The following is a 25,616-nucleotide window of genomic DNA, read 5'->3' on the forward strand; positions in this document are numbered from 1 at the left end:
TGTGGACGGACTTCCGGGTTGCCGCTCCGGCTCGCCGGTCATGGAGTCGAGTATGGATCGGCGCCACGGCGGCTGCCTGACCCTGCGGGTGTAGGGCAGGCCGGGTCGAAGGTGATCCCGCCAGGGTCAGGCTGTGCGCCGCCGGGTGCCGCACTATCGGCTCAGTGCGCCGCACGGTCCGCGCCGGCCCGAACCCAGGAATCGTTACGCATCCTGGTGCGCGAATTCGGCGGCCGTAACGGCATCAACAGGTTTCGCACCAGTGAGAGGTCACCGATGAATCTGCGTTTCTCCGGCATGAGGGGCGTCTTCGCCGCCGCAGTGCTCGCCACCCCGGTGCTGCTGGGATCCGTCGCCTACGCCGGGCCCGCCGAACAGCCCACCGGGAACCACCGGACCACGCGTTCCCCGCTCGCGACGATCGCCGTCAAGGCGCCCGAGGTCTTCCCGCACTCCGCCGACTACGACCCCTGCACCGGCAGTTTCCTGGTGGGCTCGCTCAAGAAGGGCACGGTCACGGTCATCGGCCGTGACGGAACCGCGCACACCCTCGTGAACGACCCGGCGCTGGTGTCCGTCCAGGGCGTCCGCATCGACCGCGAGCGCAACCGGGTGCTGGTCACCAATGTGGACCTCGGCACCGCCGACAGCACCAGCGCGGCCGGGCCGCTGAAGGTGGCCGGGGTCGGCAGCTACGACCTGCGCACCGGCCGGCGGCAGTGGTACACCGACCTGGCCGCCGTCGCCCCCACGAGCACCTCGCACCTGGCGGCCGACGTGGTGGTCGACGCCGACGGCACCGCCTACGTCGTCGACACCCAGAGCCCCACCCTGTTCCGCGTCTCCCGCACCGGCCGGGCGTCGGTCCTGCTGACCAGCCCGCTCCTGGCGGGCACCCCCGGCCTCGGCGTCCCGGGCGTCCTGCCCGACATCGCCGCCAGCTCTGTCGCGCTGGTGCCCGGGAACCTGCTCATCGTCGCCAAGGGTGACGGAACCCTGGTCCGGGTGCCGATCCAGCACCCCGGCCAGGCTTCCGTCGTCAAGCTCGACACCGGCCTGGTCCCGCTCGCGGCGTCCCTGCGGGTCCTGCCGGACAGCTCGATCGCCGCCCTCAGCAGCGGCCTGCTCACCCAGAAACCCGCAGTGGTGCAACGCGTTCGTCCCGACGGCTCCTGGCGCAGCGCGAAGGTCACCGTGACCGACACGGTGCCCGACCCGATCACCAGCGGCATCACCGCCGGGCCGCACGGTTCCACCTACACCGTCAGCGGCGGCCTCGCGGACCTGCTCCAGCACCAACCCAACACCGGCTTCACCCTGCGCCAGGTCCACGTCAGCTGACTCTCGCCCGCACACCGGATCCACAATGGAGTCTCCGTGACCACGCGCATCTCCTTGACCACACGAGTCACCGGCGGGCTGCTGCGGGGAGCCGCCACCCCGACCGGTGTCGTCTTCCACTCGATCCCCTACGCGGCACCACCCGCCGGCCCCCGGCGATTCGCGCCACCCGCGGCCGCCGCGCCCTGGACGGGGGTTCGTGACGCCTCCGCCGCCGGGCCGAGCGCTCCCGCGCCGCGCCGGTCCTTCGGCACCCTGGACCTCACCCCGATCCTCGGCACCGGCCGGCACACCGGTGACGACTACCTCACCGCGACGGTCAGCACGCCCGATCCTCGTGCCGGTGGCCTGCCGGTGCTGGTGTTCGTCCACGGCGGCGGCCTGACCGCGGGGACCGGGTCCGCCGAGGTGTACGACGGAAGGTCCTTCACCCGGGACGGCGTCGTGCTGGTCACGCTGAACTACCGCCTCGGCGTGAGCGGCTGGCTCGACGTCCCCGGCGCCCCCGCCAACCGGGGGCTCCTCGACGTGCTCGCCGGCCTGCGCTGGGTGGCCGGGAACATCGCATCCTTCGGCGGCGACGCGGCCCGGGTGACGGTCGCGGGCCAGTCCGCCGGAGCGATGATCGTCGCCGCACTGCTGGCTTGCCCCGCGGCCGACGGGCTGTTCCAGCGGGCGATCAGCCAAAGCGGCAGCGGGGACTGCGCGTTCGAGCCCGGCCAAGCGGCCTTGGCCACGCGAGGGATCTCGTCGCTGCTAGGCCGGGACGCCACCGCGGCGTCGTTGAGCGACCTCACCGATGACCGGCTCATCGAGCTGGCCACCGCGCTACCGCCCCTCGACCACGCCGCACACGGCTTCCTCGACACCGCGGTGGGGGCCAGCCCGTTCAAACCGGTGATCGACGGCGTGCTGCTGACCGGTCAGCCGGCCGACACCCTTCGCCCCGGGCTCGGCACCGATCTGCTGATCGGCAGTACCGCCGACGAGGCCAACCTCTACACCGTCCCGAACGGCCTGAGCGAGACCGCCGGCGAAGCTGATCTGCTGGCCGCGGCGCGACGCCGCTTTCCCGACCCGGAAGCCCGCCTGGACGGCTACCGCGAGCTGTTCCCGGACAGGTCCCCCGGTCAGCTGCTGTCCAGGGTCATCACCGACGCGTTCACCGGGGGCAGCCGCCGGCTGGCCGCGGCCCATATCGCTCGTTCACGAGGCCATACCTTCTCCTACGAGTTCCGGTGGGCCTCCAACGCCTACGAGGGCCGGCTGGGCGCGTGTCACTGCGTCGAGCTGCCCTTCGTGTTCGACCAGCCGGAATTGGCTTCTCTGCGCGGACCGCGCAGTCTCCTCGGGCCGGGAGAACCGGATTTCGCCTTGGCCGACGAGACTCATGGGGCCTGGATCAGGTTCGTCAAGACCGGTCATCCCGGCTGGGCCCCGAACAGCTGGCGCTTCTTCGGGGACAAGACGAACTTGCGTGATGCCATCGACAGCTCACCGGTTCGCCGGGTGTCCTTCCCAGCTGGCGATCAGCGGGAGCAGGCGAGCGGTGGGTGAGTCCGGTTCCGCGGTGTAGACGACCAGGCGCTGATCGGGTTGGTCCGCGGCGCCGATGATCTCGATGTCGAATGTGAGCGGGCCGGCTTGGGGGTGGTCGATACGTTTGGCGACCGAGGCGTAGTCGCGGACGGTGTGGTCGTCCCACCACCGGGCCACTTGCGGATCGGCTGCTCGCAACTCGTCGACGAGGGCGATCAGTCGCTGGTCGAAGGGGCGGCGGGCCGCCTCGCGGCGCATGGCCGCGATGGCCGTCGAGGCGAAGTCGGTCCAGTTGACGATGCGTTCGCGCGCCAGCGGGTCCTGGATGAGGAACGTGAAGAACGACGTGCCGAGCTCGATCGGGCGGCCCAGGACCGCGTCGAGCAGCGCATTGCGGGCCAGCACCTCGCCCCGGTTGCCCAGCAGCAGTACGGGAAGGTGGTCGAGCGCGGACATCACCCGCAGCAGGCCCGGCTCGGGTCGTTGCGGCGCTTCGGTGACGTGGGTGTTTCGCCTGGCGATCGGGTGGGCGAGGTCGAACAGGTGCGCGCGCTCGACCGAGGTCAGGCGAAGCGCGCGGGCGAGGGCTTCGAGGACGGCACGGGAGACGTTGCGCTGGCGGCCTTGTTCGAGGCGACTGTAGTACTCGGCACTGACGCCGGCGAGAACGGCGAGTTCGTCACGGCGCAGCCCGGGCACGCGACGCGGACCGGGGAAAGGCGTGATTCCGGCTTGGGCGGGCGTGATCCGATCGCGCCGAGCGCGCAGGAACGCGCCCAGCTGTGGCCGAACTGGTGGCATGCCTTCACGGTACCCAGAACGAGGCAGGGCTGGGTGGTCCTGCGGTAACCAGGCTCAGCGGGGTGTGGCTGGTACCTGCTCCCGCCGTCGACGCTGGGAGGCGAACCCGTCGCGGGTTCGTCGATCAGCACTCGCGGCTCAGCCGCTGAAAGGAACGGTACCGAGGATGAAGCGCTGGATCCTGCCGGCAGACGCCACCACGGCCGACCGGCTCAAGTGTGAGGACGCCCCGGTGCCGCAGCCGGGTCCGCGTCAGGTGCGGATCACGGTGAACGCTCTGTCGATCAACGCGCGCGACCAGATGGTCCTGGCCGGGCCGTTCGGCCGGACCCCGGGGCGTGATCTCGTCCCGCTGTCCGACGTCGCCGGCGTGATCGACGCGCTCGGCGAAGCGGTCCAGGGCTGGGCGATCGGTGACCGCGTGCTGACCGCCCACGTCCCCGGCTGGTCGGACGGACCAGCCCCGACGTTCGGCCCGGGTGCCGGCAGCTTCGACGACGACGGTGTCGCCGCCGAGCAGATCGTCGTCGACGCCGCCGCCCTGGTGGCCACGCCCGAGAGCCTCAGCGATGTCGAGGCGTCGACGCTGCAGGTGGCCGGCGTGACCGCGTGGAACTCGTTGTTCGGCCGGCACCCGGTCCGGGCCGGGGACCGGGTCGTGGTCCTCGGCAGCGGTGGCGTGTCGGTCTTCGCCGCGCAGCTCGCCACGGCGGCCGGCGCCCAGGTCACGGCCGCGGTCCGGGCCCACGCCGACGATCCGCGATGGGCCCGGATCGGGGTCGCGGATGTCATCACCACCGCACCGGGCTGGGGCCGGCGATTCTTCGAGTCGACCCAGGGGGCCGACAAGGTCGTCGACGCGGTCGGACCAGGCATGGTGCCGGAGTCGCTCGCGGCGTTGCGCGGCAGTGGCGAAGTCGCGGTTCCGGGCTTGATCGACCTGACGAATCCCGGTCTCGACTTCATGGCGATGATCGCCAAACAGGCCAGCGTCCGCGGCGTCGCCGTCGGCAGCGTCGCGATGCATCGCGACCTGGCGGTGTTCGTCCAGGAGCGCGGCATCCAGCCCGTGATCGAGCGGAGCGTCGCCTTCGCGGACCTGCCGGAGGCGTACCGCGGTCACGGGGCCGCCGGCGTGTTCGGCAAGACCGTCATCGTCGTGGATCGAGACTGAGAACGGACGCGGGAGTCTGACTTCGGGAAGTAGGACCTCGGCCGGGGAACCCCGTGCTACAACTCGAGAGCGGTACGAAGCTGCTTGGCGTCGAGCCGAACGTCGAAGGCGGGTGTGCCCCGTCCGATGTGGTGACTGGCCTCGAGCGGGCCGGCGTCGACGGTGTCGAAGCCGATCTGGTCGACCAGGGCCGCGACGGTGGCTTTCGCCTCGGTGTCGTCTCCGGTCATGGGCAGCGCCCGCCGCCCCGGCGAACCCGCCGGTTGCCCCTGGTCGCGGAGGTGTTCGTAGAAGATGGTGTTGAACATCTTGACCACCCGGCTGTCCGGGAGCAGGGCGGCGAGCAGCTCGGTGCCGGTGGTCCGTCCCTCGTCCAGTTCGGGGATGGGTCCGTCGCGCCCGGGGTCGTAGTTGCCGGTGTCGATGACCACCTTGCCGGCCAGCAGGTCGGCGGGCAGGTCCTGGTAGGCGCGGACGGGGACACTGACCACGACCAGCTCGCCGGTCCGGGCGGTGTCGGCGACCGTGGCGGCGTGGGCGTGCGCGCCGAGCGGGGCGAGCAGGCCGGTGAGGCTCCGCGGGCCGCGGCTGTTCGCGACCCACACGTCGTGTCCGGCCTGCACCAGCAGCGCGGTGAGCGTGCGGCCGATCTGCCCGGCTCCGATGATCCCGATCCTCATCGCGCCGCCGCCTCGCCGGTCGCGGACCTGGCGGCCACCCACTCGCGGGTGGCGGCCAGGCCGGCCTCGTGGGACACGATCGGCCGGTACCCCAGTTCGGCGACGGCCTTGTCGGTCCGCAGGGTGCATTCCTGCCCGAAGAACCACCGGGCCGGCACGGGTACTTCGCGGTCGGCGGTGCCGGTGTCCAGATCGGACGGTGAGGCGTGGACGCCGTAGATGTCGAACATCGTCTCGATGAATTCGCGGAAGACGACGCGGTGCTGGTCGGTGACGAAGTAGGCCTGGCCCGGGCGGCCGCGCCGCCGGCCGAGGATCAGGCCTTCGACGACGTTGTCGACGTAGGTGACGTCCGTGATCTGCCGGCTGCCGCCGATCCAGGAGAACTGCCCGGCCCGGGCGGCCTCGGCCAAGCCGTCGACGAGGAAGCTTTCCGGACCCCAGACGAACCTCGGCCGGATCGACACCGTGGCGAAACCGGGCGAGCTCGCGTCCAGCACGATCTTCTCGGCGATGGCCTTGGTCGCGGAGTAGGCGGCCGGCGAGTCCGGCCGGAGCGGCGCGGTCTCGTCGGCGTCGACGAGCGGGGCACCGGCGAGTAGCGCCGCCTCGGTTCCACAGTGGACGAAGCGGGGGACGCCCGCCTCACGGGCCGCGTCGACGACTGCTTGGGTCCCTCGCACCGTCACGTGCTCGTGCCGGGCGCGATCCGCGGTGACGTCCGTTTCGGCGGCGAGGTGGAAGACCACCTCACAGCCCTGGATCTCGCGCTGCCAGCCGGCCGGTTCGGTCAGCTCGCCGTGCACCGGCGTGGCGCCGAGCGAAGCGACCACGTCAGCCGACGCTGTGCTGCGCACCAGCACCCGTACGGCGCATCCGTCTGCGACCAGCCGACGTACCAAGGCCCGGCCGATGAACCCCGACCCCCCGGTGACGAACACCTGTTCCACAGCCGCCTCCTTTGGTGATTTCCACCAGCCCGCGCGGCCGGTTCACCTCAGTAGAGCAACGGGCGGCACCGGGTTCTTCCCTCAACAATATTCATGTTTTCGATGCCAAGTATATGATCTTTGGATGGCTTCCCTGAGAGCGTTGGAATGTCTCGTCGCGATCGCGGACACCGGATCGATCACCCAGGCCGCACGGCTGCTGCACTCGTCGCAGCCCGCCGTCTCCCATCAGCTCGCCATGCTGGAACGCGAAGCCCGGACGACCTTGGTGCGGCGTGACCGTCGTGGCGTCACGTTGACTCCCGCCGGACGGGCCGCCGTCGCGGACGCCAGGCGAGCGGTCACCGCGGCCGCGGCCGCGGTTCGGTCCGCCCGTGCGGCCGGGGAGGCGGCCGGCGGGACGCTGCGGCTGGCGTGCGCGCAGAGCCTGTGCGTGCCGCTGGTGGCCCCGGTCATCCACGAGTGGCACCGACGTCACCCGGACGTGACGGTGACCCTGCGGGAGTCGGCCGGGATGGCCGAGCTGGCCGGATGGCTCGACTCCGGCGAAGTCGACCTGGTCCTCGTGCCGGCCCCCGTGCCCGACCGGCTGGCCGCCGCCGCGGTCACCGTGGCCGAGGAAGAGATCGTGCTGACGGCGCCGATCGGCCATCACCTGGCCGACCGGGCGACCCTACGGGTAGCGGATCTCGACGGCGTCCCGCTCGTGCACTTCGCACCGGACAACGGCCTCAGCGTCTGGCTCGACCGATCGCTGGCCGAAGCCGGCGTGCGCCCGGAACCGGTGATGAGGACGTCGGTCACCACCGCGGCGCCACAGCTCGCGGCCGCCGGCCTCGGCGTTGCCGTATCGCCGGTCAGCGCGGTCAGTCCCGGATTCCCGGGGGCGGTCAGATCGTTCTCGCCGCGATGGGTCAGGCAGCTGGTGGCGCTGCGGCCCACCACTTCGGACCCCCTCACCGACCGGTTCGTCGACGACCTGCGGACTCGCGGGGTAGGCGTGCCCGAAGACGTGCGAGCCCAGCTCGCGGGGAATTCCGAGCCATCCACATAGTGGATGTTGAGCCCTCAAAACATCGATGTCGTTGTGGGAAGAACTCGGCGTGATCGCCGGTTGGAGGTGTCTGAATCCGCTCGCACGAAAGGGAAAGTGAAATGGGAGAGTCGTCTTTGCGCGGCCGGCGTGTGGTGTTGATCGGTGGCACGGCCGGGTTGGGGCTGGCCACCGCGCACGCGACGGCCGCGGCCGGCGGGCAGGTCGTCGTGGTGTCCAGCCGGCAGGCCACCGTGGACGAGGCGCTGGCCGAGCTGCCGGCCGATGCCCAGGGCGAGACGGTCGACGTACGCGACGAGGACGAGATCAAGGCACTGTTCGATCGGATCGGCCCGTTCGATCACCTGGTCTACACCGCCGGTGAGCCGATGAAACCGGTGCCGGTGCTGACCACCGAGATCAGGGCGATCCGGCAGTTCTTCGAGACCCGCTTCTGGGGTGCTTACGCTGCGGTGAAGTACGGCGCCCCGCACATCCGGCCCGGTGGCTCGATCGTGCTGTCCAGCGGCGGCTCCTCACAGCGGCCGGGGCCGGGCTGGGCGGCGGCGTCCAGCGCACTGGGCGCGATGGAAGCGTTGGGCCGGGCCCTGGCCGTGGAACTGGCGCCGATCCGGGTCAACGTCGTGCGGCCCGGCATGGTCCGCAGCGAAATGTGGCGGGAGTACCCGGCGGAGGTGCTCGAAGAGATGTTCCGCTCCACCGGCAGCGCGTTGCCGGTGGGCCGGATCGGCGAGACCGCCGATGTCGCCCGTAGTTACGTCCACCTGATGGAGCAGCAGTACGCGACCGGCAGCGTGATCACCGTCGACGGCGGCGGCCTGTTGGTCTGAGCTGCGGCACCGCGACAACCTGGGCGGTCTCTGCAACGTCCGCATGTCGGCCCAGACGTGGTTCTCCGCCGACGCGTTTCCCCTGAGCGTGCAGTACTTGGCTTCCTCGGCGGAGCCGAGGCGGCCCGGCAGTAGTCGATCACGGCGTCGTGCAGGCGGTCGGCCGTGGCCGACCGCTGTGCCCCGGTTTCCTTCCGTCACGGCCGGGTTACGTTGGAAAGCATGACGAAGCTCGGCACCACGGAACTGAACATCTTCGGACTCAACCTCGGCGGCGCCGTCTTCGGGCGCACGGCGGACGAATCCACGTCGTTCGCCGTGCTCGACGCCTACACCGGCGCCGGCGGCAACTTCTTGGACACGGCGAACGCCTACGGCGGTGGCGGCGGCTCGGAGACGATCATCGGCAAGTGGCTCACCGCGCGCGGCCGGCGGGACGACCTGGTGATCGCCACCAAGGTCGGTGCCGGGGACCAGCGGCCGGGTCTGTCGGCGGCGAACATCGCCGTGGCCGTCGAGGAATCCCTGCGCCGCCTGCAAACCGACCACATCGACCTCTACTACGCACACCGGGACGATCTCGACACCCCGCAAGAGGAAACGCTCGCCGCGTTCGACGGGCTCGTCCGCGCGGGCAAGGTACGGTACGTCGCGGCGTCGAACTTCGAACCCCACCGGCTCGCCTCCGCACTGTCCATTTCGGACCGCGAAGGGTTCGCCCGATACGTTGCCGTGCAACCGCATTACCATCTCATGAGACGCGACTACGAGAAGGAACTGGCACCCCTGGTCGCTCGCGAACACCTCGCCACCCTGCCGCATTCCGGTCTGGCACAGGGATTCCTCACCGGCAAGTACCGCTCGAAGGACCAGCACTCGAGCGACCCGACACGCGCCGCGCGAGCGCTGAAATACCTGGACGCGCGCGGCGAGCGAGTGCTTGCCGTTCTCGACGAAGTCGCTGCCGCAAAAGGGGTCTCCGTCACCAGCGTGGCACTGGCTTGGTTGCGCTTGCAGCCAACGGTCGCCGCACCGATCGCGAGCGCACGCTCCGCGGAACAGCTGCCCGATCTGCTCGAATCGGTGTCTCTCGAGCTCACCGACGGTGAGCTCACCGCGCTGAACCAGGTCTCGAGCTGATCCCTGCCGAACACTGGCCCACCCCGGGCACTCTACCGCCGTAGATCTGCACGACCGGGTCGGCTGGTCACTAGCCGCGGTCGCCGTGCAGTTCGAGGCGGCAGTGGCCGACGATCTGGTCGAGCCACACGGCGAACGGTCCACGCGCAGGTCGCTCGGCCATCACCGAGCGAGTGTCGAGCCAGCCGGCCGCAGGAAGCCGGCGCGGAAGGGCGAATGCCTTCTCCACGTCCGGTCGCCCCTCGACCGAGCCACGGCCGGATGTCGCTTCCGCAGGCAAGCGGCGCATACGGGGAACAACCTCGCCGGCGACCAGAAGTGGCGACCCGGCGCCGACTCCCAGGTCGTCCGCCGCGCTCCGAAGGCGCGCTAGCCCTACGGCATCTCGGCCGACCGTGCAACGCACGAAGCGTGCCTGCGCTACCACTACGAGCAGGGCCCGTCCTCGCGGCCATTCACGCTCGGCCGAGGGCTCCGGATCAGGGAAAAGCAGACCGCAAACAGCCGCAGCGGTGGTCGGTGCGTCAGCGAACTTGCGCAGGTGCCGCAGCCTTGCCTTGCCACGTTTCCAGCGATATCGTCATCATGTTACCAGTGGAACCGTGAGGGGTCGTTCATGATCGTGATCACCGGAGCGACCGGAGCGCTCAATGGCGCTACCGTCGACCACCTGCTCGAACGGATCCCGGCAGCGGACATCGCCGTGGCCGTTCGTGACGTGACGAAAGCCGAGCGGTTCGCGGCGCGTGGGGTGGCGGTGCGTCGCGCCGACTACGCGGAGCCGGCGTCGCTGCCCGCCGCGTTTGACGGGGCCGATCAGCTGCTGCTCGTGTCGTCGAACGACCCCCGCGCCGACATAGTGAGCCTGCACCACTCGGCGATCGACGCGGCCGTCACGGCAGGGGTCGGCCGCATCCTTTACACCAGCCATCAGGGTGCGGGACTCGACAGCCCGTTCGTCCCCGCCCGGAGTCACGCCCGGACGGAACACCTGCTCGCCGAGTCAGGTGTCCCGTGGACGTCCTTGCGCAACGGCTACTACGCGCACAGCCTGAACCGGCTGCTGGGCTCGTGGCGTGAGACGGCGACCATCGAGGTTCCGACCGACGGACCGGTGTCATGGACGGCGCGGGAAGACGCCGCGGAGGCCGCTGCGGTCATCCTCGCCTCGAACGGTGCCTACGACGGGCCGACGACGTTGACCGCGACCAGCGCCCCCACCTTCGAGGACATCGCCACGATCGCGTCGGAACTCATCGGCCGAACCGTCGAGCGGGTGATACTCGGAGAGGAGGAGTGGATCGCGAAACAGGTCGCCGGAGGCTTGCAGGAATTCGTGGCGCGGTTCTCACTCGGGCTCTACCAGGCCGCGCACAAGGGCCGCTTCGCCGGAGTCGACCCACTTCTCGGTGAGCTCCTCGGTCGCGAACCACGCACGGTGCGCGACCTGCTCACCCAGCCGTCCGCCTGACGACGGTTCGGCCGAACGCGAACGACCGCGGTCGTTTGACCGGGAACAACCTCAACTGCATCGCCGCGTAGCACATCTGCAGTGTCGTCCCACTGGCGACTACTGCTGCGATCGACAGGAAGAGCCTTCCATGCCGGCACCACGCACCATCTCCCTCGGCTGCTCGCGTTACGACCACACGGACGCGCTCTTGCAGGGCGCGATCCCGGTTGGCGAATTCACCATGCGACCGGAGCCCAGCACGGACATCGCGGAATTGTTCGAACGCGTCATGCGGGGCCAAGAGTTCGATGTCGCGGAGCTCGGTTTCACGTTCTTCGCGCGCTCGATGGACCTCCGCGATCCGCCGTTCTACGCTCTGCCGGTTTTCCTGCTCCGCAAATTCCAGCATTCGACCACGTTCATCAACAGCGCCAGCGGCATCCGGACGCCCTCTGACCTGGCTGGGAAGACCGTCGGGGAGTTCGCCCTGTTCGGACACGACATGGGCGTGTGGCCGAAGGGCATCTTCCGGGACGACTACGGGCTCGATCCTGCTGAGTGCAAGTGGATCGTCGGTGGAGTCACCCGGCCGATGCCGCCATTGGACTTCGTCCCCCTTCGGCGTCCCCCGGGCGTTTCGGTCGAGGCCGTCCCCGTCGACGGGGCCCTCGGCCCGATGCTGGAAAGCGGTGAGGTGAGCGCCTTGATATCAGCCCAGCCTCCCGAGGGTATAAGCACCGGATCTTCCCTCGTGCGGCGCCTCTTTCCCGACTACCGGGTGGTGGAGGCCGATTACCACGCTCGGACCGGGATCTTCCCCATCATGCACCTCGTGGTCGCGAAGCGAGAGCTCATCGATCACCATCCGGGCTTGGCACGAGCCCTGTTCACGGCCTTCGACGGCGCGAAAGCGGCTGCCATCGCGAGGTACCGAGCAGAGGAACCCGCCCCCGAAGGCGGCCCTTGGTTCACGCAACTGCTTGACGCCGACGGGCGGCTGGCAGACGACGGCAGGTGGAACTACGGAGTGAGCGCGAACCGCAACGCTGTCGACACCTTCCTTCGCTACCACTTCGAGCAGGGCCTGTCCGACCGGCTGTTGACCTCGGACGACATCTATCCCGCGGAACTCCTTGACACGTGATCCGACCGTCAAGCCGGATCCCTACGACGAAGCAACAAAACCGGAGGTTCGCGCGCGTTTCGGGGCATCGACGGCAACTACGAAGAGGCGATGCTCATCGTCCCTGGTTGATGCCCGTACAACGGGCACATCGCCGGCCTCCTCGACACCTCCGACCGACAGCGCCGAAAAACCCGTCACCGCGGGGGACCCAGCACACCACCACCGGTCGAGTGCCCAGGCGAATCGCGCGTTGAGGTCGCCGATCTCGGCGCGGGTGGCGGCACCGAGAGTCATCACTGGTGCACCGGGTTGGCCAACGTCCCGATCCCCTCGGTAGGTGACGGTTCTGCACCGCCCCCGCAGCCGACGCGCCTAACGCCGTGCCCATCCCGATCACGCCGCCCGGCTCCAGGGTCAGGTAGCGGGATGCGAACGCGATCGCTTCGGCGACGGTGAACTCAGGTTCGCCGTGGTGTCATCAGTGATCGGATCGCCGTTGTGCGAGCGCGTGATCCGCAGGGTCTGCGGATCAGGGATTTCGTCGGCTGTGACCACCCGCGGGGCCGTCACCCGCGATTCGGCGCCCAGTCCGTTCAGACGATCAACCCACGGGCGAAGTTGTGCGATGACGCCGCTGTACGGCCGGCCTGCTTGAGCAGCCGCGCCGCACCCGATAGTCACGCTCCTCGAGCCCCAACTCCCAAGAGGCAGCCCAGTTCCACTGTCGCAGCACCGTCTCCCCCGACACCGGCCGGAACGGAACCTCGATGACATCCGGGTGTCGACCGGCGCCTCGGCGCCCCCGCCGAACGCTGGCATACGGTCTGGCTGACCCGCTACGACGTCGCCGCCCTCCACGGCTGCCCAGCCGCCTGCTACCTGATCACGCCGCCGCTGCGCATCCGCCCGGTTGGCGCGCCGCCGCCAAACCGCTCTTGACGATCCACTAGATCCGGAAAGGACGGTGGGCGGACTCGTCACCGTCTGGTTCGAAGGTATCCCTGGTTCGGCCGGCGATCCCGAGCCCCTGTCGCCGCCCCTCCCGAAAACTAGAGTTCCTCTCGCCGAACAGGTAGAAGACGAAGCGCACGAAGACGCAGGGTCCTCGTACGCGCTCCTCAGTGAGCAGACACCGATCCCGACGCACGACCAATCGGACATACCGGTGCAACTCGCGTAGCCGGTCCAGTTCGCGTCGGACGCGTCGGTAGGCCCGGCGTCGCCGTGCCAGCACCAATCGAGGTTTCCGCTGATGTTCTCCCAGTCCTGGGTCGCACACTCCGGCGAATCAGCCCAGGGAACTTTCCGCCAGAGCTGCCACGGAACCATCCGGACGCTTGACCGTCAGCCCGGTAAGCGCTTTCTCTTCGTCGGATTTGATGTTCGCCTTCGCCGTACTCTGCGATTGAAACGATCTTTCGAATCCGGCACCGCTGCCTGCTGGCGCTGCCGGAACAGCTTCTCGCATTGCACTCGGTGCCGATGCGGCGGTCGCCGAGCACGTAGCCGGGGCGTTCTCGTACTCGGCCGCGAGGCGGATCGGCACCTCGAGTCGGTCGTGCGCCCTAATCAGGGCATCGATCCGGACCCGGGCACGGGCACGCTCGTCCGTGAGTCGGCGTGTCATCTGCGGGGTCGCGACGAGGGTCTTCCTCGACGTCGACGACGGAATTGGCCACCGACAGCGACAGGTTCTCGTGAGCGTGGATCCCGATCTGCGTGGCCGGGTCGAGGACATCGCGGTAGGCACGGACCCGGTCGCGGACGTCGCCCATCGTCAGCCGGCCACCGGAGTCGGTGACATACACGCACTGCGCGCCGGCCTGCTCCATCAGCTTCGCCTGCGCGGCCAGATCGGCGGCGGCGACTGGCATTCGGCGGTGTCCGTCGGCGAACGTGGCCTCACCGTCCCGAGTGGACGTTCGGCACGAGAAGGTGTTGCGGCGCAGATTTTACGAACGAGGTGCGCGTGCTCGAGTGCACCGATCCGCCGAGCAGGTCGGGACGCGCGGTCGGCCGGACCCACTGCGCGGACCGCTCTTTTCCACGCATGAGATGAGCTACCACCACCCCTCCCTTGCCGTACTGGCCCGATCTCCTGCGCCGCAACCTTCCATGTTGACGCAACCCACCAGTCGCACGTATTCTTGAGGCGAACCAGTTGAAACGTTTCATATCGACGACGGCTTCCACCGTCGCGCAGTCCCGCTTCCGCCCGGACACATCGACAGCCCGGGCGATCAACGACGATCTCATGTGGAGCGCGCATGCCCATGCACAGTCGGTTCACGCGACCGGTCCGGCGACGCCGGACCGGGGTGGTCGTCGTCCTGGCTCTCACCCTTGCCGGGGCATCGCTCGTTCCACCCACGCTCGCCGGCGCCGAACCGGCACCAGGCCCGCACGTGGACCTCTCCACGGTGGCTCCGCACGCCGCGCCCGACTGGCAAAGCTACGTGCAAACCCCGCGCCGGTCGGATGTCTGCCCCACCGGCCTCGTAAGTACGTCGGGAACCGTCACCGGCGCCGGCAACCTGCTGTGCGGCCGCGCCGGCGGAGCCACGCTGACCATGCTCGAAGGCGGCGATACCCCCACCATCGTGCTGGACTACGGCAAAGAAACCGGCGGCTTGCCCTACTTCGTCGTCGCCTCCACCGCAGGGTCACCGAGCTTGAAGGCCGCCTACAGCGAAGGACGCGGGAACCTGACTCCCACCGGCGACGGGTCACCACCATGGGCCGATGGTGACCCCGCACGGTCCGACGTCTACCAGATCTCCGGGCCCGGCACGATCACGAACCGCTACGTCCAAGGCGGCGAACGATACGAAGCGATCACCCTGACCACACCGGGCACGCTCACCCTGAGCGGGGTCGGGATCCGCTACATCGCCGACCGTACCCAGGCCGACGAATACCGCGGACATTTTCTCTCCAGCTCCGACGAGCTCAACCGCATCTGGTACGCCGGCGCCTACACCCTGCAAACCAACCTCGTACCCGCACACTCCCTTCCCGGCAGTTGGACCGTCAAGGACGGCGCCCTGCAGGCCGGCGGCTCGCGGATCAACGACGGAGCCGGAATCCTCAACACCGGCAACGCATGGCGCGACTACACGAGCACATTCCAAACCAAGATCACTCGCAACCAGGCCGGCTGGATGACCCGAGCACAGACCGCGCAAGACGGCTACCTGTTCATCCTCAACAGCAGCACCGACACCACCGGTACACCGAACACACTGCAGAAGTTCGTCCTGAACGACGGCAACTACACCAGTCTCGGCTCGGTAGCTCTTCCGCACCCGGTCGACCAGGACACCTGGCACACCGTCGCCACCACGGTGTCCGGCAGCACCATCCGCATCTCGCTCGACGGCACACCGGTCGACCAGACCGATACATCCACCGCACCGGCCGGGGCAAACTCCCACCCAGCCGGAACCGTGGGCTTCCGAGAGTTCGATGGGGAGCAAGCAGCCTTCCGCAACCTCACCGTCGCCAATGCCGACTCCACGACGTTGTACCGCAACTCCTTGGCAACCGAGGCGAGCGTCACCGACTTCACCCCACCCGGGTCCAATGTCGTGCCGTCCGTCCTCGACGGAGCCAGACGCGATCGCGCGATCTGGAGCGGCGATCTCCTTGTCGAAGGTCCCACCGACTACTACTCGATCGGCAACGCCGAGAACATCAAACAGTCACTCGCCCTGCTCGGCAGCCGTCAGCTCTCCAGCGGCTTCATTCCCGGCGCCCTGCACCCGGCAACCGTCCCGCACGTCGGACCCCCCATTCCCGGCGACACCACGACGTACTCGGCCACCTACTCGATGGCCTTCGTCGTCGCACTGGCGACGTACTACCTCTACACCGGCGACAGGGACTTCATCGTCAAGGAGTGGCCCGTCGTTCAGCGCCAGCTCGCCTGGAACGCGACCCGAATCGACGGGAACGGGCTATTGGCCACCCGGAGCGGTATCGATGGGGCCGACTGGGATTTCTACGACCATGACAAAGCCGGCGAGGTCTCGGCCTACAACATCCTCTACTACAAGACGTTGACCGACGGCGCCACATTGGCGACTGCAGTCGGGGACACCGCCGCAGCCGCCGCCCACACCACGGCCGCCGCCGCACTGAAGACCCGGATCAACGACCGTCTCTACGATCCCGCCACCGGCCTCTACAAGATCAGCGACACCCAGGCCTCGGGAACAGCCCAAGACGCCAACATTCTGGCTGTCCTGTACGGCGTCGCGCCTCAGTCGAAACACGCGGATATCCTGAACCGCCTCAAGACCAGCCTCTGGAGCACGCCCTACGGCCCGCTCCCCTACTCCCGCGACACGGGATACCGAGACCTGGTCAGCCCCTACATCAGCGGGTTCGAACTTCAAGCGCGACTGGCGACCGGCGACACCGCAAACGCGCAGAACCTCCTGCACTCCGTATGGGGCCGGATGATCGCGCCCGGACCTGACCAGACCGGGACCATGTGGGAGAACATCTCCGGCACGGACGGCACCCCCGGACTCGGAGCCGGGACAAGCCTGGCCCACGGCTGGTCCACCACCCCCACCTCGGCCCTCTCGGGTTACGTCTTGGGAGCACGCCCCACGACCGCGGGGTACGCGACCTGGATCGTGCAGCCCCGCCCCGGCGACCTTGCCTGGGCACGAGGACAGGTCCCCACGCCACACGGCCCGATCAACGTCGACTGGACCGCGCAGAGCGGCACCCACCGATTCGGCATGACGGTCACCGCGCCCCCGAACACCCAAGGCACGATCGCCGTCCCGACAGGCGGCGCCAGTCATCCGACGGTCATCGTCAACGGCCGGGTGGTCTGGCGCCACGGGACCTTCGCCGCCAACGCAGGTGTCACCGCTGCGCGGGCTGACGCCGACTACGTTTACCTGACAACAGGTCGGCAAAGTAGCTACACGGTCATGTCACTCCCGGAGTAGCCGACATCGACGTACATCACGATCTCGAGCGAGAGGCGAGGTGTTTCGACGATCGGGTACAGCTCCTGCGACCGTGATTGGACCAGAGTTGACAGCCTCGGCTGAACTGGCGGCAACCCCGGCTCGGTCGGGCACCACGCATGGTTGCTGCCCCGCAGAATCTCCGTATCAGGCCAGTTCTTGCGGGCGGCGGGAAGGGTGCGCGGTGACGGCGCTGCGGGCAGGTTGGCCGGGACGCGGTGCGGCGGATCGGGTCATGCGCGGTTCTACGGCCGTGCTTCGCCGCTCACTCACCGCGCCTCAAGTGTCTGCCGGTCCGCCGGGTCCAAAGTTCTCGCCGCGTCAACGCCTGCCGGCCCTCGCACGAGAACACTGGAAGTGTGCACGGCGGGCTCCCGAGGCAATTCCATCTCCAAGAGGCGGAATCTTGAGACTCATCGGGGCTGTTCATTATGCTGCGGTATTGTTCAGCCAGTTCAGGTAGCGGGAGAAGCGTTCCACATAGGACACTGGGGTCGGCGCGGCGGCCATGGCTTTGGCGTGCTGGCGCACCTGCCGATATCGGGCGATGCGGTCGGTTTGGTAACTGTCCAGTGCCGGTGCGATATCCGCTTGGCTGAGCCGGTCGCCAAGCACGCGCGCGTCCTCGATGCCCAGTGAGGCACCGGATCCGATGTGCGGGGACATGGCGTGTGCGGCGTCCCCGGCGAGCACGATGCGGTTGCTCTTCCAGCGTGGGATCTCCGGCACCACGGCAACCCGGTTGTCCAGCACCGAATCTTCCGGGGTGGCCAGGACGACCTCGCGCAGCACGAACCGGGAAGGCCCGTCGTGCAGGTTCTCAACCCTGGCCAAGGCTTCCTGCCTGGGGCTGCCGGTGAACCCGCCGGTGACACCGAACTGGGCCAGCACCCAGAAGCAGGAACCGTCGGCGAGCCGCGTAACCGTGCCGCGGGTGCGGTGGTACCCGATGGTCGGGTAGCCATCGCCGATGTCCCCGTCGAACTGCAGTATCGCCCGCCAGACATGGTGGCCCTCCTCGTCATAATGGCTTTCAGAGCCCGGAACGAGCCTCCTGCGGACCCGGGAGTTCAGACCGTCGGCGCCGACGAGCAGATCCGCGCGTTCCTGGTCGCCATCGGCGTAGTGCACGGTAATGCCGGCCTCGTCCTCGGTGTAGTCGACCACTTCCTTGCCGGTGCGTATGTTCTCTTCACCGACAGCCGAGACGAGCAGCGCGCTGAGCTGCCGACGGTGCATCACCCGCCCCGGCGGCATGTCGCCTACGTCCAGCACGGCACCGGAGGGGTCGCGAAAGCGTTGGAAACTTTGTTCGGCCTTGATCTCGGACAGCCGTGGACCGAGTCCGATACGTTCGAGCTCGGTGATCGTGTGCTGCCAGACTCCGAGCCCGGCACCGGTCTGTCTGATCTGCGGCTCCCGTTCTCGAACCGCGACCTCGAACCCCGCCCGACGCAGCGAGAGCGCGGTACTCAACCCGACTATGCCCGCACCGGCCACGATCGCCCGGCCGCGCGCCCTCGTACCGTTGCTCACGTGCAGCTTCGGGCCCCGGTGGCCGGGGCCGGTCGGAATCTCGGTCATTTCGCCCTCCCAGCTGGCGGTCCCGATGGGTTGGTGTGGTGGCTCCTGGTGAATACTCGCCGTACAAGAGCGCAGACGAACAGCGGGATCGCTACCCAAAACGGTATGCGCCATCCCCAAGCCGGCATCGCGTCCGCACCGTCGCCACGCTCGCTCGGCGGCGCATTGCCCGATTCACGATCGGGCCGGCTGTTTCGCTGATTTCCCCGACTGCGATCAACCCAAGCGAGCGGGAGCGCCGAGAATCGTCACCGCGGAGACGGCGTTGTCGTGACCTACGATCCCGCCGCCGTTCTCGGCGAGCGCCACCCGCGCCCGGGGCAGCTGCAGCGCCTCGGCTTCGCCGCGCAGCTGCAAGGCGACCTCGTTGAGCATCATGATTCCCGTTGCACCGATCGGATGACCACGGGACACGAGTCCTCCCGATGTATTGACCGGGATCTTGCCGTCCGGTGCCGTCGCGCCGGATTTCGTGAATGATCCGCCCTGCCCTCGGGTGCAGAGGCCCAGATCCTCGACGAGCAGGATTTCCGCGATCGAGGTGGCGTCGTGCAGCTCTACCAGGTCCAGATCCGACGGCCCGATGCCTGCCTTTTTGTAGGCGCGTTCGGCTGCTCGGGCGGCCGAGCGGTCATCCTCGAACAACGACCATCGCCGGCCACCGCAGGCGGCGTGTCCGAGAATCGGCAACGCACGCTCGCGCACGGCGCGGGGTTGTGATTCCAGGTACCCGCGTGAGCACACGAGGACGGCTGCTGCCGCGTCACCCGTCGGGGCACACATGGCACGTGTGAGCGGCTGGGTGACCATTCTGTCGGCGAGGACATCCTCGATGCTCATCGGGAATCGGTATTGGGCTCGGGGGTTGTTCACGGCGTTGGTGTGGTTCTTCGCGGCCGCGGCGGCGATCTGCTCGTCTGTGGTCCCAAAGGCCTGTTTGTGCGCCTGGGCCCACAGGGCGTAGACATCCATGGCGACCGACCGGCCTTCTTCGCCGGGACTGAAGCTCACGTCGAGTTCGGCGGCGAGCTTGCGATGCGGGCCGTAGAAGTATTCCGCGTCGAGCTGGCCCGCGGTGCCTTCGATCCAGGCGAGGATGTCGCGCCGTGGCCGTGCCGGATGGTTCATTTTCTCGACCCCGACCGCGAGCGCGACCTCTGCTTCGCCGGACAGGACGTCGCTCAGTGCCCCGAAGAACGCCATCGTCCCGCTGGCGCATCCGGCTTCCACGTTCTGGATGCACAGACCGTGCGGCAGCAAGCCTTCATCACACAGCGGGGTGAGGACTTCTTGGCCGCGGCACGCACGCTGGCCCCAGAAGTCCATCAACACGCTCGAGAACCACACGCGCTCGACAGGCAGCGAGGCGAAGCCGGCGTCTTCGCCGGCTTCGACGACCACGTTGCGGCACAGGTCGAAGAACGTCTGATCGGGAAAACGGCCGGCAGCTGTACTTCCGATGCCCAGAACGAAAACGTCCCCGGTTGAAGTCATCATGTGCCTTTCGTAAACTTGCCGGACTCGCGCCGGTACGGCGCGCTCAGCACACGCTTGTCGATCTTGCCCGTCCCGGAAGTCGGAAGAGCGTCGACGAACTCCACGCTGCGCGGCGCCTTGTATCCCGCTATCTGCCCCTTGGCGTGCTCGCGGATCTCCTCGCCGGTCGGCGTCCGTGCACCGGGTTTGAGCACCAGGACCGCGTGCACCCGCTCGCCCCAGCGGTCATCCGGGACCCCGATGACGGCACACGCGGCGACGGCCGGGTGCTTGACGACGGCGTTCTCGACCTCGGCCGCGTAGACGTTCTCGCCTCCCGAGATGATCATGTCCTTGATCCTGTCGGCGATGAAGAGGTAGCCCTCGTCGTCCATGTAGCCGCCGTCGCCGGTGTGCATCCATCCGTCGCGCAACGCCGTGGCCGTCGCTTCGGGCTTTTTCCAGTACCCGAGCATGACGTGGTCACCGCGCACGACGATCTCGCCGGGCGTGCCGCGTGGCACCTCGTTGCCCTCCTGGTCGACCACTCGCACCTCGGCGTGCGCCGCGACGCGACCAGCCGAACGCAACCGTGATCCCTGGCGATGGTCTTCCCCTGACAGCATCGTGGCCACGGGAGCGAGCTCGGTCATGCCGTAGCACTGCACGAAGTCCGCCCGGGGGAAGGCGTTCATCGCCCGCTCGAGCAGAACCTCGGTGATCGGCTCGGCGCCGTAGACGATGACACGCACGCTCGACAGGTCGTGTCGCGCCAGCTCCGGGTGGTCCACCAGCATCTGGATCATGCTGGGCACCAGGACGACGTTGGTGACGCGGTGCTCGTCGATGGCTGCCATGACCGTGGGCGGGTCAAAGGCGGGAAGCACCACGTGCGTGCCCCCGACCATCAGCTGGGCCACCCACATCGCGAGGTCGGCGAGGTGGAACATCGGCGCGACGTGCAGCGCACGCCCGTCTGGAACGACGAAGGGGCAGGTGGCCTGGCTGCCGAACGCGGAGGTCAGGATGTTGGCGTGGCTGAGCATGACCCCTTTCGGGAAACCCGTCGTGCCACCGGTGTAGAACAGGCCGGCGAGCGCGTGGCCGCCGCGCATCGAGTCGGCGAGCGGCGCGGCCGCGGCGATCAGATCTTCGTAGCCGAGGGCGCCGTCGAGCGGCGGCGGCCCGCCGCCCAGGTGGATCACGACACGCAGGCCCTCGTAGTCCGGGCGCACTGCGGCAACCATCGGGGCGAACGTGTCATCGACCAAGAGGATCTCGGTGTCGGACTCCGCAAGCGCGTAGCTGATCTCGGCTGCGCTCCAGCGGAAGTTGACCGGGTTGAGCACGCCGTCGGCCCACGGCACGGCCAGGAGCGCCTCGAGGTATCTGTCGGAGTTGTGCGACAGGATGCCCACCCTCTCGCCGTCGACCACTCCCAGCTCCCGGAGCGCTCCGGCGAGCCGGGCAACGCGGTCGGCTTGCTCGGCGAACGTGCGCACCCTCTCGCCGCAGATCGTGGCGGGTGCGTTCGGGCTCTGTTGAAGCGAGCGGTGCAGACCCTGAGTCAGGTACACGGTTCTCTCCCTTCCGCCGTTGGAAGGCAACCTCGATGAACAGAATGGTTTCAGTGCCGGTTCTGTGATTCGCCGGCCAGCGCGGCGATGCGCTTCCGCACGTCTTCCATCGTTCCGGACGGCTCCTCGCCCTGGCGGCGCGTCGCGTGGAATTCCGTGACGACTACGGTGCACGGCTCCTCGGAGATCACTTGCCACCGGTGGTTCGAACCACAAAAGACGGCCACGTCACCCTGTTTCAGGATTTCGCGGGTTCCATCGGACGCCTCGAGCGCGATCGTTCCGCTGACAACCGTATCGATGGCAATACTGTCGTGAGAATGGAAACACCCGAAGCCGGGTCCCTCATACCAATGGATCCCGCTGGGCTGCGCGTCGATGAGTTTCTTCTGGTCCGGGGCCGCCGGCGACCACTTCATCTCCGCCAAGTGCGACAGCGGGGGAAAGTGCGCGCCGAACACCCGTACTCCGCCGGGATTGGCCAGGACGCTGCGAACCCGGTACGGCTCATCCGGGTAATAGGGCAAGGTCGGGGCCTCGTCGTAGCCCCAGATGTAGCCGGCGCCGAAACCGTTCGGGTCCGTGGACTCTACCTCCGCGATTTCGAACTTCGACACCCCCGTCTCGACCTCGCCGAGCAAGACCCTTCGCCACGGAAGAGTTCCCATGTCCTTCATCTCCTTTGGTTCGCCCAGATCTGGTGCATCACGTCGACCTTGGCGATGAACATTTCGTCGAGGAGTTCGACGGGAAGCCGGCCGGAGGGATCCGCGGCTTGGTACTTCGCCCTCACAGCGGCAGCTTCGGGAGAATCCATCAAGCGTTTCGCGGCCACATCGAACTCGTCGCCGTCCCCTTCGTGACTGACTGCCCACACGAACTGGTTCGTGGATCGGTCCACGAAGGCGAAGAGCACGTCGAACCCATGCTGTTGCCGCAAGGGTATGATCAAATCCCAATGCTTGACGAAGTTTTCCAGCTCGTCCGGCTTGACCTGATAACGTCGAAGCTGCACGGTTGCCATGAACTGATCATCCTTCCCGACTTCCGGTTACGACGATGACGTGCCGGTCCGAGGCGGCGCAGGCGGAACAAGACCGTCGAGGACGGCCATCGCCGAATCGTCCAGTTGGACGAAAGCCGACGCCACGTTCTCCCGGAGATGGCCCACACTGGCGGTGCCGGGGATGAGCAGCGTTGACGGATCGTGCGCGAGCAGCCACGCGAGCCCCACCTGGGCGGGAGTGACGTCGAGCCGGGCGGCGACGTCGAGCACAGCGGGTTCGGTGAGGACGTTCCGGCTCCCGGGCGTGGCGGAGCCGAGGGGGAAGAACGGCACCCAGGCGATTCCGTTCTCGCGGCAGAGCTCGAGCACCGGGCGGTCGGCTCGGTGGAGGAGGTTGTAGAAGTTCTGGACGCACACGATCCCGGCGGGCAGCGCCCGGCGGAGCTGGTCGGCGTCGACCGAGCTGAGGCCGATCGCGCCGATCTTGCCCTCGTCGCGGAGCGCGACGAGCTCGGCCAGCTGGTCGTCCAGATCGACGATCTGGTCGTCGGGGACGGTGAAGGTGCCGGTGTGGCCGTGCTGGACGCTGCGGATGTTGACCACGCCGACCTGGTCGACGCCGAGGCCGCGCAGGTTGTCCTCCACTTGGGCGCGCAGCTGTTCGGGCCGCTGCGCGAGGACCCTGCCCTCGCCGTTGTGCACGGCGCCGACCTTCGAGACGAGCACGAGGTCGTCGCCGTACGGGGTCAGCGCTTCCCGGATCACCTCGTTCGCCGTGCCGTGGCCGTAGAAGGCGGCGGTGTCGATGTGGTTCACGCCCAGTTCGACGGCGGTGCGCACCACGTCGATCGCGGTGTCGCGGTCGACAGCCGGCCGGCCCGGCAGTTCCCCCAGCTGCATCGCGCCGAAGCCGACGCGCGTGACATCGCGGCCGGCCATCCTGCACGTCTGCATCGTTCGAAGCATGTCCGTTCCTCTCGGTCCGTGAACGCCGGTCACCAGGTCTCGAAGTGCATGACGTCCTCGATCGGCTTCCGCTTGAGCCGGCCGAACGGGCGGGCCGCCCACCCCACCGCCATGGTCACGCCGATGATCTTGTGGTCCGGCACGCCGAGCACCGCCCGGACGCCTCTGGTGTTGAGCGTGTGTATCCCGGTCGGGGCGACCCCCAGGCCCATCGCCCGTCCGGCCACGAGCATGTTCTGCGCAGCCCCGTAGATGGCGGCGAACTGGTAGCGATCCTCCTTCGGGTCGCCGGGAACCCACGACGATGCGCAGATGAAGATGAGCACCGGAGCGTCTCGAAGGGTGGTCAGCAGGTGCGATCCACCGTCGTACATGCGGCGCTTCACCGGGTCGGTGACACCTGCAGTCCGCGCCTTGACGCCGTCGAGTGCCGAGATGTCGGGAATGATGGTCTCGTGGAGACGCGCGCGCTGTTCCGGTGACGTGACCACGATGAAGTCCCAGAGCTGGGAGTTCTCCGGAGTCGACGCCCTGGTCCCGGCCCAGACCAATTTCCGGACCACCTCGTCCGGCACCGGCTCCTCGGTCAGCCAGCGCATGGTCATGGCCGAGCCCATTGCCTCGAACACGTCCATGGTCCGCACGTCGATGTCGTTCGTCATATCGATCTCCAGCTCTTACTGATCGGCGGTGATGGTCGGGCCGCGTCACCGCACGGGTCCGAGGCAGACGCCGCCCACTCGGCCCTCAGCCACCCGGAGCGCGGGTCCGCTCGCGATGGCCGTCTCAGCGCGCCTTGTCGCCTTCGAGATGTCGACCGGCCGGACTCATGCCTTCGGTCACCGCGCGAGCAAAAGTCCGAATATCGGCGTTTGAGTCCGATATTCGGAGGTTAGTATGCTATGTTGTCCGAGTCAAGGAGGTTTGCGTGCCTGAGTTCGACGCGCTGGACAAGAAGATCTTCGGGTTGCTGGCCGAGAACGGGCGAATGTCCAACCTCGACATCGCCGCCCAGGTCGGGGTGTCGGAGAAGACCGTCCGCCACCGCATCAGGCGGCTGATCGAGCGCGACGGCATGCGGGTGGTGGCCACGCTCGACAGCGCCGCGCCGGTGTCGCGGCTGATCGTCCTGGTGCGGGTGGAGTCAGGCCAACGATTCGTCGTCGCCCAGCGCCTCGCGGCGATGCCCCAGGTCGAGGAGGTCCACCTGACCACCGGGGCCTACGAACTGATCGTCCTGGCGTCGTTCGACTCCGACAGTGACGCTCTTGAGTTCTACGTCCGCCACATCGAGCAGGCGCCGGGGGTCGCAGAGTCGTTCTCGACGCACGTCGTCGAGACGATCACCCTTGGCACCGCCTCCCGACCGGACCACTTCGAGCAGTTCGACAAGCAGGCGTCCTCGGTCGACAGCTTGACCGAGCTGCTCGACCTCGCCTGCGACGTGGCCAGTGCCTCGCTCGGCGCCGACCGGGTCCACGTAGCCACCGGGAACATCTGGCCCGCCGATCCGACACTCCCCCCGCCGACGATGCGCTGGCGGGGTCTCTCCTCCCGCTACGTCGAGGAGATCCTCATCAAGGGCCGGGCCGAGGGGGTGGTCCTGCCGAACATCGTCAAGCACAACCAGCACGTCTTCTCCGCCGACGCCCAGACCGACCCACTCTTCCGGTCCGCGACCGATCTCGTCGTCTCCGAAGGCTTCCACAGCTGGATGGGTATGCCGGTGTGCAGCGGGGACACGCTGCGCGGCACCATCTGCCTGTACTGGGACAGTGTCATCACCTATCGCGAAGATCTGGTCCGCCAGGCGCAAGAACTGGCCGACACGCTCGGCAAGCACCTTCCGCGCCTCTCGTCCGGATCGGCGGACGCAGCGCCGGCGCCGGACTGAGCTCCGACCTCACATGCTCGCCCGAGCACCCAGCGCC

The 25,616-nt window shown here is 68.2% G+C and carries 21 protein-coding genes and 1 pseudogene; 10 read left to right on the forward strand and 12 right to left on the reverse strand.

Annotated features, from left to right (window positions below):
* Positions 1-276 precede the first annotated feature (276 nt).
* Entirely contained in the window at positions 277-1,341 is a 1,065-nt protein-coding gene (locus tag ACGFMK_RS24190) for a hypothetical protein (protein ID WP_392767194.1), read from the forward strand.
* 36 nt (positions 1,342-1,377) lie between these two features.
* Positions 1,378-2,898, forward strand: coding sequence for a carboxylesterase/lipase family protein (locus ACGFMK_RS24195; protein ID WP_392767197.1), 1,521 nt, complete (start codon positions 1,378-1,380; stop codon positions 2,896-2,898).
* Here the strand turns inward: ACGFMK_RS24195 and ACGFMK_RS24200 are convergent.
* On the reverse strand, positions 2,836-3,681 hold the full coding sequence (locus ACGFMK_RS24200) for a helix-turn-helix transcriptional regulator (RefSeq protein ID WP_392767199.1): 846 nt from the start codon (positions 3,679-3,681) through the stop codon (positions 2,836-2,838). The genes ACGFMK_RS24195 and ACGFMK_RS24200 overlap by 63 nt on opposite strands.
* A 166-nt stretch (positions 3,682-3,847) precedes the next feature.
* On the opposite strand from ACGFMK_RS24200, the gene ACGFMK_RS24205 reads away from it, so the two are divergent.
* The gene (locus ACGFMK_RS24205; RefSeq protein WP_392767202.1) at positions 3,848-4,855 is read left to right on the forward strand and encodes an NAD(P)-dependent alcohol dehydrogenase; all 1,008 of its coding nucleotides are present in this window, start codon (positions 3,848-3,850) and stop codon (positions 4,853-4,855) included.
* Between the two features lie 56 nt (positions 4,856-4,911).
* Here ACGFMK_RS24205 and ACGFMK_RS24210 read toward each other — a convergent pair whose 3' ends face one another.
* Together ACGFMK_RS24210 and ACGFMK_RS24215 are read right to left on the reverse strand one after the other, a co-directional pair.
* Positions 4,912-5,535 carry an NADPH-dependent F420 reductase gene (locus ACGFMK_RS24210; RefSeq protein WP_392767203.1) on the reverse strand — a complete coding sequence of 208 codons (624 nt, stop codon included), beginning with the start codon at positions 5,533-5,535 and terminating at the stop codon, positions 4,912-4,914.
* Entirely contained in the window at positions 5,532-6,485 is a 954-nt protein-coding gene (locus ACGFMK_RS24215; RefSeq protein ID WP_392767206.1) for an NAD-dependent epimerase/dehydratase family protein, read from the reverse strand. The genes ACGFMK_RS24210 and ACGFMK_RS24215 overlap by 4 nt, the downstream gene beginning before the upstream one ends.
* A gap of 124 nt (positions 6,486-6,609) precedes the next feature.
* On the opposite strand from ACGFMK_RS24215, the gene ACGFMK_RS24220 reads away from it, so the two are divergent.
* From ACGFMK_RS24220 to ACGFMK_RS24240, 5 genes are all read left to right on the forward strand, one after another.
* Positions 6,610-7,539, forward strand: a complete 930-nt coding sequence (locus tag ACGFMK_RS24220) for a LysR family transcriptional regulator (RefSeq protein ID WP_392767209.1) — start codon at positions 6,610-6,612, stop codon at positions 7,537-7,539.
* Positions 7,540-7,640: 101 nt separating this feature from the next.
* Entirely contained in the window at positions 7,641-8,369 is a 729-nt protein-coding gene (locus tag ACGFMK_RS24225) for an SDR family oxidoreductase (RefSeq protein ID WP_392767210.1), read from the forward strand.
* A 222-nt stretch (positions 8,370-8,591) separates the two neighbouring features.
* Positions 8,592-9,509 (forward strand): aldo/keto reductase, encoded by a 918-nt coding sequence (locus tag ACGFMK_RS24230; protein ID WP_392767213.1) that lies wholly within the window; start codon positions 8,592-8,594, stop codon positions 9,507-9,509.
* A gap of 616 nt (positions 9,510-10,125) precedes the next feature.
* Entirely contained in the window at positions 10,126-10,980 is an 855-nt protein-coding gene (locus ACGFMK_RS24235) for an NmrA family NAD(P)-binding protein (RefSeq protein ID WP_392767216.1), read from the forward strand.
* A 130-nt stretch (positions 10,981-11,110) separates the two neighbouring features.
* Positions 11,111-12,106: a 4,5-dihydroxyphthalate decarboxylase gene (locus ACGFMK_RS24240; RefSeq protein WP_392767218.1), complete on the forward strand. Its 996-nt coding sequence runs from the start codon at positions 11,111-11,113 to the stop codon at positions 12,104-12,106.
* 94 nt (positions 12,107-12,200) lie between these two features.
* On the opposite strand, the pseudogene ACGFMK_RS24245 reads toward ACGFMK_RS24240, so the two are convergent.
* Positions 12,201-12,536: pseudogene (locus ACGFMK_RS24245) on the reverse strand (hypothetical protein); the annotation flags it as partial.
* Between the two features lie 1,117 nt (positions 12,537-13,653).
* Positions 13,654-13,962 (reverse strand): hypothetical protein, encoded by a 309-nt coding sequence (locus ACGFMK_RS24250; RefSeq protein ID WP_392767220.1) that lies wholly within the window; start codon positions 13,960-13,962, stop codon positions 13,654-13,656.
* Between the two features lie 444 nt (positions 13,963-14,406).
* Between ACGFMK_RS24250 and ACGFMK_RS24255 the strand changes: the two genes are divergently transcribed.
* On the forward strand, positions 14,407-17,055 hold the full coding sequence (locus ACGFMK_RS24255) for an alpha-L-rhamnosidase C-terminal domain-containing protein (RefSeq protein WP_392767222.1): 2,649 nt from the start codon (positions 14,407-14,409) through the stop codon (positions 17,053-17,055).
* A gap of 450 nt (positions 17,056-17,505) precedes the next feature.
* Here ACGFMK_RS24255 and ACGFMK_RS24260 read toward each other — a convergent pair whose 3' ends face one another.
* The 7 genes from ACGFMK_RS24260 to ACGFMK_RS24290 all read right to left on the reverse strand — a co-directional run bounded on the left by ACGFMK_RS24260 (position 17,506) and on the right by ACGFMK_RS24290 (position 24,347).
* Positions 17,506-18,660: an FAD-dependent oxidoreductase gene (locus ACGFMK_RS24260; RefSeq protein WP_392767225.1), complete on the reverse strand. Its 1,155-nt coding sequence runs from the start codon at positions 18,658-18,660 to the stop codon at positions 17,506-17,508.
* 216 nt (positions 18,661-18,876) lie between these two features.
* Positions 18,877-20,157, reverse strand: coding sequence for a thiolase family protein (locus tag ACGFMK_RS24265; protein WP_392767226.1), 1,281 nt, complete (start codon positions 20,155-20,157; stop codon positions 18,877-18,879).
* The gene (locus ACGFMK_RS24270) at positions 20,154-21,713 is read right to left on the reverse strand and encodes a long-chain fatty acid--CoA ligase (RefSeq protein WP_392767229.1); all 1,560 of its coding nucleotides are present in this window, start codon (positions 21,711-21,713) and stop codon (positions 20,154-20,156) included. The genes ACGFMK_RS24265 and ACGFMK_RS24270 overlap by 4 nt, the downstream gene beginning before the upstream one ends.
* Positions 21,714-21,763: 50 nt before the next feature.
* Positions 21,764-22,390, reverse strand: a complete 627-nt coding sequence (locus ACGFMK_RS24275) for a hypothetical protein (protein WP_392767231.1) — start codon at positions 22,388-22,390, stop codon at positions 21,764-21,766.
* Positions 22,387-22,737, reverse strand: coding sequence for a hypothetical protein (locus ACGFMK_RS24280; protein WP_392767234.1), 351 nt, complete (start codon positions 22,735-22,737; stop codon positions 22,387-22,389). Before ACGFMK_RS24280 ends, ACGFMK_RS24275 begins: the two co-directional genes overlap by 4 nt.
* Positions 22,738-22,764: 27 nt before the next feature.
* Positions 22,765-23,673: an aldo/keto reductase gene (locus ACGFMK_RS24285; RefSeq protein ID WP_392767237.1), complete on the reverse strand. Its 909-nt coding sequence runs from the start codon at positions 23,671-23,673 to the stop codon at positions 22,765-22,767.
* A 41-nt stretch (positions 23,674-23,714) separates the two neighbouring features.
* A complete protein-coding gene (locus tag ACGFMK_RS24290) occupies positions 23,715-24,347 on the reverse strand; it encodes a nitroreductase family protein (protein WP_392767239.1) in 633 nt (210 codons plus the stop codon).
* A gap of 266 nt (positions 24,348-24,613) precedes the next feature.
* Here ACGFMK_RS24290 and ACGFMK_RS24295 point away from each other — a divergent pair, with 266 nt between their 5' ends.
* On the forward strand, positions 24,614-25,579 hold the full coding sequence (locus ACGFMK_RS24295; RefSeq protein WP_392767242.1) for an AsnC family transcriptional regulator: 966 nt from the start codon (positions 24,614-24,616) through the stop codon (positions 25,577-25,579).
* The last annotated feature ends 37 nt before the right edge of the window (positions 25,580-25,616 follow it).

Origin of the sequence: Amycolatopsis sp. NPDC049252, from assembly GCF_043197175.1 — a bacterium.
Classification (GTDB): domain Bacteria; phylum Actinomycetota; class Actinomycetes; order Mycobacteriales; family Pseudonocardiaceae; genus Amycolatopsis.